Raw genomic sequence first — 8,688 nt, 5'->3', positions numbered from 1 at the left:
GTTTCTGGTCATGATCGTGTCACCGTGCCGCAGCACGAGACCGTCAACGCCGGCCACATCGAACTTCGCGGGACGGGTTCGGCCGGCGGCGGTCATCTGGTCCTGCATGACGGCGTTGATCTGCGTTGCCATCTCATTTGTGGGTGTCGCCAGGGCCACTGTCCCGCCGGTAAGAATCGTTGCAGCCGCCTGCTCGGTCATCACGGCCACGGCTTCTTCGGTGCTGGTGTGGATGCGGATATGCCCACCCTCGTAAAGCTCGGTGAAGAGGCTGGCTGGCTTGTCGCGGTCGCGCATCCGCAGTGAGAGAGACGCGTACTTGGGGTCCGTGAAGCGGTGAACGACGTCGATGTCGGCGCGATCAACAGCGATCTTCGAGGCGTGGTCCAGGACGCCGCCGCGCCCGACGGCGGGAAGTTGCGCACGGTCGCCCATGAGTACGATGCCGGCCCCGTACTGATCCGCGAGCTGGGTCAGAGCGAGAGCGGTGTCCTGGTCGATCATGCCTGCCTCGTCCACGACAACACGGGCACCGTTCTTGAGCCGGTATTCATCGCCCGGGCCCCGGTACAGTTTTCCCGTCTTGGGGTCATTCTCGCCCGGCTGCAGGCGCGTGTAGCGGCCGTTGCCATCCCATCGGAAACCGTTCGCGTGCAAGAGCTTGTGGACGCTGAACGCGGGAGCTTCAAGGGAACGTGCTGCTTCCTGCGCTCCCTTGAGGGTCGGGGCGAGGACAACGAGCTGGCGACCTTCGGCGTCGAGGATCTTCTTAGCCTCCCGCAGCATCGTTGTCTTGCCCGAACCGGCGGCACCTTCGATGACACCCAGGCCGCAGTCACTGACGACAATCTGGGCAGCGTGTTTCTGCGCCTGGCCAAGGTTCGTGTCTGCGAACACGCGAGGATCGAGCTGCATCCTTTCGGCGGCAACAACACGTGCGGTGAAGCGCGCCTTTAGTTCATCCTCGACCGCAATAACACGCTCACTTGTAATGTGCCTGACGTGATCGGGCATGTGTCCGTCACGCGGATCGCTGATTGAACGCGCACCCTGTGCAGCACGTTTCGCGGTGTCAGTAACGAAGGCATTGAGTTCTGCGCGATCGGCAATAGCACCTGCTGCTGCTACTTGGTCCGCGACGGCGGCTTGAAGCTGATGCAACGACCATGCAGAGGCCTTGCCTTCACAGAAGGCAATTGCCTCAGCTGCGATCTGCTCGCGGTCCAGGTCGGCCAAGGAACGTGTTACAGAAACTCCCCCGGTGAACCCTTCGATCGGAAGATTTGCGGCGCGCAGTTCATCGATCCATCCGGCCTGCGAGACTTCCCTGTTCCTTGCCTTCTTGCCGGGACGGTCCAGTGCCCATGCCTTGAAGTCGAACATGCGACGCTGTTCCGGTGAGGGCTCCTGACCGGGGTGGTTTTTCCTCCACTCAGCTTCTAGTGTGGCGATATTTTCTTGTACCTGCGCGCGGCGTTTCGACAGCAATTCGGCGTGCTTGGAGAGTTCAACTACCTTGCCCGTAGCGGTGTCGAAAGTGAGGCCGGCATTCGCCAGAGCGGTGCGAAGTCCTTCATGGGAACGGATTGTAGATTCACCGATTCCGCGCAGGGCTCCTTGCTGCTTCAAAGTCGGAGTGGTCCACAATCCACGCCACTTTCCCTCGGCAAAAACACGGGTGTTCCACTGCACGTGAATGTGCCGGTGAGGGTCGCCTGCTCGTGAAGTTTTGTGCACAACAGCAACGGCCTCGAACCGTTCAACTTTGACCAGCCGCTGACCTCCCAAGGGGCCAACTCGGGTTACCGCGTTCTCGGCTACGAACTCGCTCATGGCCTGCGCTGCTTCGCGCTGGGCCTCGTCCAGGGCGGCGCTAACTTCCGGATTGAGCGCGGCGGCAACTGAGAGCGACTTGTCGCAATTGACGGTCATCTCTGCAAAACGTGGGCTGGCAGGAAGGTCGCGCATTACGCCGTCGGACTGGCGCAAGCGTGCCTGACCCTTTGGCTTCCCACGCACCTCTCCGGTGTCCGGATCTACCCAATCGACCCACTGCTTGTAGCGGTCGGCGTCGAGGGAATCAACGGTGTCCAGGGCACCTTCGGGGCCGTACACGAACCGTTCGGCAAACTGGCCGTCTTCTTCGAGGTAATACTCGTCGGCGCGGTGGTGGTCAGACTCCAGGTAGGCGGTGGCAGATGAGCCTGTTCCACGGAAGAACGTTACGCCGCCATGCACCTGGGTTTCACCGCCCGCCCTATTGCGCTGCCGCCCGCTGCGGCACCTATCGCAGATAGTATACGTGCATTGCTTGTTCTGGTCCGCATACGGACCTCTCGGCGGTTCGCGCCGAGAGGTGGGGGTCAGCTTCGGAGGCTTTGCCCACCACGGCTCTTAGGGCCTCCTGAGGCCCGTTCGTGGTGTGTGCAACCGGGCTACAGGGTCCGGCTGTCCACGTGTGTGCAGGAAAAGACCGGAGGCCAATCTTTTGCTGTGCATGGGTGGGCAGGGGCTACACACGAATGCGACCGAACGTTGTACCGCGTGCTGCCTTCGACGGTGAGCGGATTGCCCATAGACTATGGACATGAGCGAAAGAATTGAACAGGCAGTCATCGCAGAACAACAGGCAAAGATTTCCCTGGGCAAAGCCCTGGAGGAAGCAGTCGAAGCCGAAGGCAAGGCGGAGGCAGCTTTCAAGGAAGCAAAGGCTGAAACCGTGAAGGCACGGCGCGCTGCACTGCGCGGCGGATGGGACGAAAAGTCCCTCCGTAGGCTCGGACTACTGAAGACCTCACGCGTCTCAAAGAAGGCGGACTCAGCTCAGGAAGAAGCAACAAGCGAAACTGAGCACGGTCATGATCGTGAGCCCCAGCATTGATCTGAGGTTCCCGCGCTAGCCGTTAGGAGGTGTGTGAGTGATGAGCGTAGTTCCCGCGTCCGTGCAAGATCGTTTCTGGGAGAAGGTAGTCAAAGGACCGGCTCCTGGGGACTGTTGGTTATGGAGCGCCGCCGTCGCTGACGACGGCTACGGCCGCTTCACTCTGAACGGAGGCGGGCAAACACAGGCGGTCCGCCCACACCGCTTCGCCTTCCACCTGGCAACCGGGATTCCATTGCACGGCTTCGGTCCGTTGATGCATGACTGCGATGTTCCGATCTGTGTGCACTACAGCGACGTTTCCGAGCTGACGCATTTGTTGGAGGGAACTGATCGAGAGAACATGCTCGATCGCCTCGCGAAGCGTCGCGATAAGAACGGCAGCGAGTTCCGCTGGCGTGGACTCGCGCGGGAACACTTTGCCGCTCGTTCCCGCGCGTTGCGGGCGAAGTAAGGCGCACGGGCAAGGCAGGCCCGGCCAGCGTGGCCGGATCCCTGCGAGTTACCCCAAATATCACACCTCGCGGCTGCGCGGGTGAGGCCAAATATCACGGCCCATCGGAGGTCTCGGGCTATCTTGTCGTACCCCTCCCCCACACTGGAATCAGCGGCCGACCGGCCGCCTTTTCTTACCGTGTCGTTTCGAACATATATTCTAGTTGTGTGGTAATGAATCCGGAGCAAGCCAAGGCGCTGCATGCGAGGTATTCAAAGCGTGCTCAGCCGTTCGGGCTCACTCTGGAAGAACTTGATTTCAAGAACTTCCCGCTGCACAACGGGTATCCGGGGATCCCGGTGCGTGCGTGGTTGCGGTTCCCAAACTGCGCCGAGCTGGTGGAGGGCGAAGTGTTTGCCTGGACGGAACGGGCAGCGGAAGTGACGTGGAAGGACGGCCCCCTGACGTACCGGACATGGGTGTGGGCCTCGGCCGTTACCCGTCGCGGAGAAGCAATGAGCAGGAATCTAGGAGAGCGCGTAACCCGTGACAGCAACAGCGAATGAAACCACCCTCAACGCCCGAGTCGATGTTCGGTTCAGCCCGACCGGCCGGCCGTTGGCCGTCAGGCATGACGGCCGACTCTGGGTCGTCACAGAAGAACCCGTTCATTGGTTCGAACGGGACTCTTGGTGGGACCGGCGGCGAACCGCGCCGGTGGGCGTAGGGAACATCGTAGACATCGAGTATTGGAGAGTTCAGGTCAGGCTTTCCTCGAATTCGGCCCTGCGGACCTTCCTCCTGCGCCTTGACCCGGCTGCCACGAGATGGCTGCTGGACTCCATCAGCTAGTACCTGCTGATTCTTCTCTCGCCCAAATCCCCGGAACTGTGTCCCGGGTGGGCCCTGCGTCAGCGGACTGCGCAGGTCAAGAGAGACCACAAGCGGGCGACTACGATGGGGTGGACGATCCGACCGCGAATTCGAGGTTCGGACCTTAGCCTTGCCCAACTTCACCCACTTTCTTAGGGACCTCATAATGAACGACACCGAGGTAACAACCACGCTTACCACCGATGGGCTACTCAATGAACTAAGCGTCGCTGCCGGGCGAGAACTAACTGTTGATGAGCTCATCGAGATCGTGAAGGAGAAGGCGCAACGTGGCGTCAACCTCTCTTTTGCCGGTAAGCAGCAGGCTCGACGAATCGCACGACTTGTACGTCCCAGAGTCCAACGCTTGAATCCTGGGTTGTCCCTTGGAACGGCTGAGCAACGGGCGAAGAATCTCATTATTGAAGGCGACAACCTTCAGGCATTGGCATCGCTGTACAAGTGGCGCGGCGGGGTTGATTTGATACTCACTGATCCTCCGTACAACACGGGAAACGACTTCCGGTACAACGATCGCTGGGATGAAGACCCCAATGATGCGGGCCTTGGTAATTGGGTGCCAACAGACGACCCGGCACGACACACCAAGTGGATGAAGTTCATGTACCCGCGACTGCAGATGATGCACTCCATGCTCAAGACGGACGGAATCCTGGCGATCTGCATAGATCATCGGGAACTGTTCCACTTGGGCCAAATGCTGGACGAGATTTTTGGAGAGTCTAATCGACTCGCCATTCTCAACTGGCAGAAGGCCTACTCCCCCAAGAGCGGCAATGATCACGTAAGCACAGCGACTGAATACGTTCTCGTCTATGCCCGAAACGAAGCACTCGCTACTACCCGGTTGCTGGATCGCACCGATGAAATGGACGCACGCTACCAAAATAAGGACGGCGATACGCGTGCCTGGACCTCGGGTGACCTGAGCGCCGTCGGTGCCGCCAGTCATCAGGGAATGGTCTTCGGAATACAGTCACCGATTACTGGCGATATCCACTATCCGCCCTCGGGACGGCACTGGGGAACGGACCGTCGAACCATAAAGAGATGGCTTGAAGAATGGGGCACTCCCTACTCCGAAGTCAATCTTCATGACGAAGAGACGCGGGCTAAGTTGTGCGGACTTCCCCAAGGTGAGGTGCGCGCAGGGGTTCGAGCGCTGGTAGTAAAAGGGTCGGTTGACGCGGCCAAGAAGAGGGCCGCAGAAATCTATGCAACTGGCCCTTGGCCCGCGGCCTACTTCCTCGGAGAGGGCGGCAGCGGAAGGCCACGTCTCAAGAGATACCTGGAGGACGTCAAAAAGGGGTTCGTTCCCATGACGTATTGGGCCGATGACGAACACGTATTTCCTGAGGTTCTTGGTTCAGTTTCGTGGGATCACGCACAAAGTGGCCACAGCCAGACAGGCATCAATGAGCTCAACGCCATCATGGGCCGTGGGCACGGTTTCGAGACTGTAAAGCCTTTGCGGTTGATGCAAAAGATCCTTCAAATCTGGTGCCCGCCTGATGGAGTAGTGCTTGACCCATTTGCCGGTTCAGGAACCACCGGCCATGCCGTCCTCGCAATGAACTCGGTGACGGGCAGCGATCGGCAATTCATCCTGATCGAGCAAGGCCGGCCCGAACGTGGCGACTCCTATGCAAAGACCCTGACCGCCCAAAGGCTTAAACGTGCAATTTCTGGAGATTGGGCGAACGGCAAGGGGCGCCCACTCGAAGGCGGATTCGCATTCAAGACGCTGACAAAGCAAGTAGACGCCAACATCGTTCTGCAGATGGAGCGCGATGAGATGGTCGATACCGTCATCGCTTCCCACCACGACTCGAACCGGCGACGAGGGAGTTCTCTCGTCACCTTCGAAGAACTTAAGTACAAGTACCTGGTCGGGAAGAACTCCCAGGGACACGGCTTCTACTTGGTGTGGGAAGGACCCGATGGAAACATCGATCTCACAGAAGAGGTCTACGAAGCCTGCGTCGCAGAAGGTCGGCGGGAAAAACTCGAACCGATTTATCACGTCTATGCAAGGTACAACCTATTCGGCACTGAGGACGTTCGGTTCTACAGGATCCCGGATCAAATCCTCATCGACTTCGGCTTAGATATGCGAACTGAAGGTTACTCGGATGTGAGCGCCTGATGGTTACTTTGTTCTCGTTCCAGCGGGCGGCCTCGACTCAAATCGCAGACCGGTTCATGGAGTATCAAGGCAATGAAGTTTCGAAGGGCACTCGGAAAAACCCTGAATGGGTGCCGTTCTTCCAATCACTTGCAGCCCTCACCGGCGCTGGAAAGACAGTCATACTTGCGGACGCCGTGGCACAGATGTCCGCCGCAACCACTGTTGCCCCAGTTATCCTGTGGCTTTCACGTGGGCGGGTTGTCGTTGCCCAGAGTTATGCCAACCTCCAGCCAGGCGGCAAATATCACCACATCCTTGGCAACGTGAATGTGCGCCCGCTAAGCGAGTACTCTGCCCACGACGTGGAAATCGCAGATGCGGCATCCTTGTTCTTCGCCACCGTTGGAACCTTCAACAGAAGGGACATGGAGCAAGGCAGTCTCACCATCTACAAATCCGACATCGACGAAACAGGTGTCTCTACATGGCAAGCTCTGAGGGAGCGTCTGGATATCAACGGTGAGAAGAGACCGTTGTTTATCGTCTACGACGAGGCTCACAACCTCTCGGAGCAGCAAACGGAACTTCTGCTGCAATTGCAGCCCGAGGCGGTCCTACTGGCCAGCGCCACAATGCAGTTGCCGCCTCTCATGGTGCAGGAAATCGACAGACTCCGAGCAGCAGGTTACAGCGACAATTGGCTCGTAACCGCTGTACGGTCTTCCGCTGTTGTAGCCGAAGGGCTAGTCAAAAACTCACTGAGCCTGGCTGGATACAAGACGCCGATGGAAGAAACCATCTCAGCCTTGCTGGCAGACATGGCCGAAGCACTACAGGATGCTGAGGAATACGGGGTTGATGTTTCCCCGAAGGCGATTTACGTCTGCAAGACGAACGTCGTAGCCGATGACGCCCTCCGAAAGGACGACCCGGCGCAGCCGTTCTCCCAGAGGCAGGCGCCCCCGATCCGCATTTGGCGCTATCTAGTTGAACAGCAGGGAATCGCCCCTGAGACGGTTGCCGTCTATGCCAACCTCGAAACGCATAAAGACTACCCACTGCCCGAAGAGTTTGTGCTCTTCAAGGGCGCAGACAGTGACTACGAAGACTTCACGAAGGGCGACTTCAAGCACATCATCTTCAACCTGACCTTGCAGGAAGGTTGGGATGATCCCCAGGCGTACTTCGCCTACATCGACAAATCAATGGAATCCAACGTTCAGGTCAGTCAAATCATCGGCAGGGTGCTCCGTCAGCCGGGTACGACCCACTATGCCCCAGAACGCCTGAACACAGCTCACTTCTATGTACGCGTAGACCGCAACGAAGTATTCAACGAGATCCTCGAAGATGTCTCAGCGCGTTTGGGCACGGATCTTCCCGACATAAAGCTAGTAGCCAGCGCTCCTCAGAATCCCCGAGCCAAACAATTGAAGCCGAAGCTCAAGCGTGAAATCCCACGAACCGCCACCAACCCGCTTGATGCCGTTAAACCCACAGAGAAGCTTCTGGCGCAAATGCTGGACTACTCCGCTGGTGGCATCAACACCTCTGGTAGCGGCAGTCGCCGGATCGTAACCCAAACGATCGGTGGCGACGCCAGTGAAGCCGATTGGCAGGAGTACGAGGAACCCAGCAAAGTCTCCGCGAGGTGGGTCTTTCACCGAGAGGTCCTTCGCTTGTTACCGAAGGCCCTCGATGTCGCCAGCACCGCAGACCATAAGTTTGATGTTCAAGTTGGCGTAGGGAGTCCGGCCTTCTTACAGATTAGAGACCTTGCTCAGAAAGTGGTCCGAACCTACATCGAGAATGTGACGCTAACCCAGCGAAAGCCAAACCCATATGTAGTGGGACCGATCCTCGTTCGGGAATCCGAACTCGAAACGTTTGCCAATGCTCTACATGCAGGCTACGAAGGTTTGAACGGGCCTGAGAAGGCCTTCGCCCAAGCACTCGATAAGACTGGACTGACGTGGGCACGCAATCAGCCGCGGACAGGCTACGGAATTCCGCTGATCTCGATCGGTGAAACGGAAAACTTTTATCCCGATTTCGTTGTCTGGACGAGCACCAAGGTTGTCTGCATCGACACCAAAGGGCACCATTTGCTTCGTGAGGACGCCGGCCGAAAGTTGCTCTCAGTTCGATCCCGGACGGACTCCCCTAGCCTGGTAATCAGGTTCGTTACACCCGGCGAATACAACCCACAATTCGAGAAGCAAAGCCCAGACGGCTTCACTTTGTGGGGACTCAAGGACGACGGTAAAGCTCGTGCACAGCACTTCGGGACGCTAGAGGAGTTGATCGGCTTTCTAACCGCAGATGAGGCAGATCCTCTCGACGATTGAT

Annotated in this window: 7 protein-coding genes; 6 read left to right on the top strand and 1 reads right to left on the bottom strand. The window is 58.3% G+C overall.

Annotation, left to right across the window (positions count from 1 at the left end):
• A partial coding sequence (gene mobF / locus ACFUOZ_RS20170; RefSeq protein ID WP_377551521.1) for a MobF family relaxase occupies positions 1–2,238 on the bottom strand: 2,238 nt, incomplete at its 3' end.
• Between the two features lie 349 nt (positions 2,239–2,587).
• On the opposite strand from mobF, the gene ACFUOZ_RS20165 reads away from it, so the two are divergent.
• The 6 genes from ACFUOZ_RS20165 to ACFUOZ_RS20140 all read left to right on the top strand — a co-directional run bounded on the left by ACFUOZ_RS20165 (position 2,588) and on the right by ACFUOZ_RS20140 (position 8,687).
• Positions 2,588–2,881: a hypothetical protein gene (locus ACFUOZ_RS20165; RefSeq protein WP_377551518.1), complete on the top strand. Its 294-nt coding sequence runs from the start codon at positions 2,588–2,590 to the stop codon at positions 2,879–2,881.
• Between the two features lie 40 nt (positions 2,882–2,921).
• Entirely contained in the window at positions 2,922–3,335 is a 414-nt protein-coding gene (locus tag ACFUOZ_RS20160) for a hypothetical protein (RefSeq protein WP_377551516.1), read from the top strand.
• 215 nt (positions 3,336–3,550) lie between these two features.
• Positions 3,551–3,883, top strand: coding sequence for a hypothetical protein (locus ACFUOZ_RS20155; RefSeq protein ID WP_377551513.1), 333 nt, complete (start codon positions 3,551–3,553; stop codon positions 3,881–3,883).
• Positions 3,864–4,169 carry a hypothetical protein gene (locus tag ACFUOZ_RS20150; protein WP_377551511.1) on the top strand — a complete coding sequence of 102 codons (306 nt, stop codon included), beginning with the start codon at positions 3,864–3,866 and terminating at the stop codon, positions 4,167–4,169. The genes ACFUOZ_RS20155 and ACFUOZ_RS20150 overlap by 20 nt, the downstream gene beginning before the upstream one ends.
• Positions 4,170–4,356: 187 nt before the next feature.
• Positions 4,357–6,357, top strand: coding sequence for a site-specific DNA-methyltransferase (locus tag ACFUOZ_RS20145; RefSeq protein WP_377551508.1), 2,001 nt, complete (start codon positions 4,357–4,359; stop codon positions 6,355–6,357).
• The gene (locus ACFUOZ_RS20140; protein WP_377551505.1) at positions 6,357–8,687 is read left to right on the top strand and encodes a DEAD/DEAH box helicase family protein; all 2,331 of its coding nucleotides are present in this window, start codon (positions 6,357–6,359) and stop codon (positions 8,685–8,687) included. The genes ACFUOZ_RS20145 and ACFUOZ_RS20140 overlap by 1 nt, the downstream gene beginning before the upstream one ends.
• The last annotated feature ends 1 nt before the right edge of the window (position 8,688 follow it).

It is taken from the genome of Paenarthrobacter sp. NPDC057355, from assembly GCF_042667405.1.
Lineage (GTDB): Bacteria > Actinomycetota > Actinomycetes > Actinomycetales > Micrococcaceae > Arthrobacter.
Note: the sequence above shows the minus strand (reverse complement) of the source record. Positions and strands in the feature narration are given on the sequence as shown.

Excerpts from the sequence above, each read along its gene's own strand:
- ACFUOZ_RS20140 (WP_377551505.1), top strand. The coding sequence starts at position 6,357 with ATGGTTACTTTGTTCTCGTTCCAGCGGGCGGCCTCGACTCAAATCGCA.
- ACFUOZ_RS20165 (WP_377551518.1), top strand. The coding sequence starts at position 2,588 with ATGAGCGAAAGAATTGAACAGGCAGTCATCGCAGAACAACAGGCAAAG.
- ACFUOZ_RS20155 (WP_377551513.1), top strand. The coding sequence starts at position 3,551 with ATGAATCCGGAGCAAGCCAAGGCGCTGCATGCGAGGTATTCAAAGCGT.
- ACFUOZ_RS20160 (WP_377551516.1), top strand. The coding sequence starts at position 2,922 with ATGAGCGTAGTTCCCGCGTCCGTGCAAGATCGTTTCTGGGAGAAGGTA.
- ACFUOZ_RS20145 (WP_377551508.1), top strand. The coding sequence starts at position 4,357 with ATGAACGACACCGAGGTAACAACCACGCTTACCACCGATGGGCTACTC.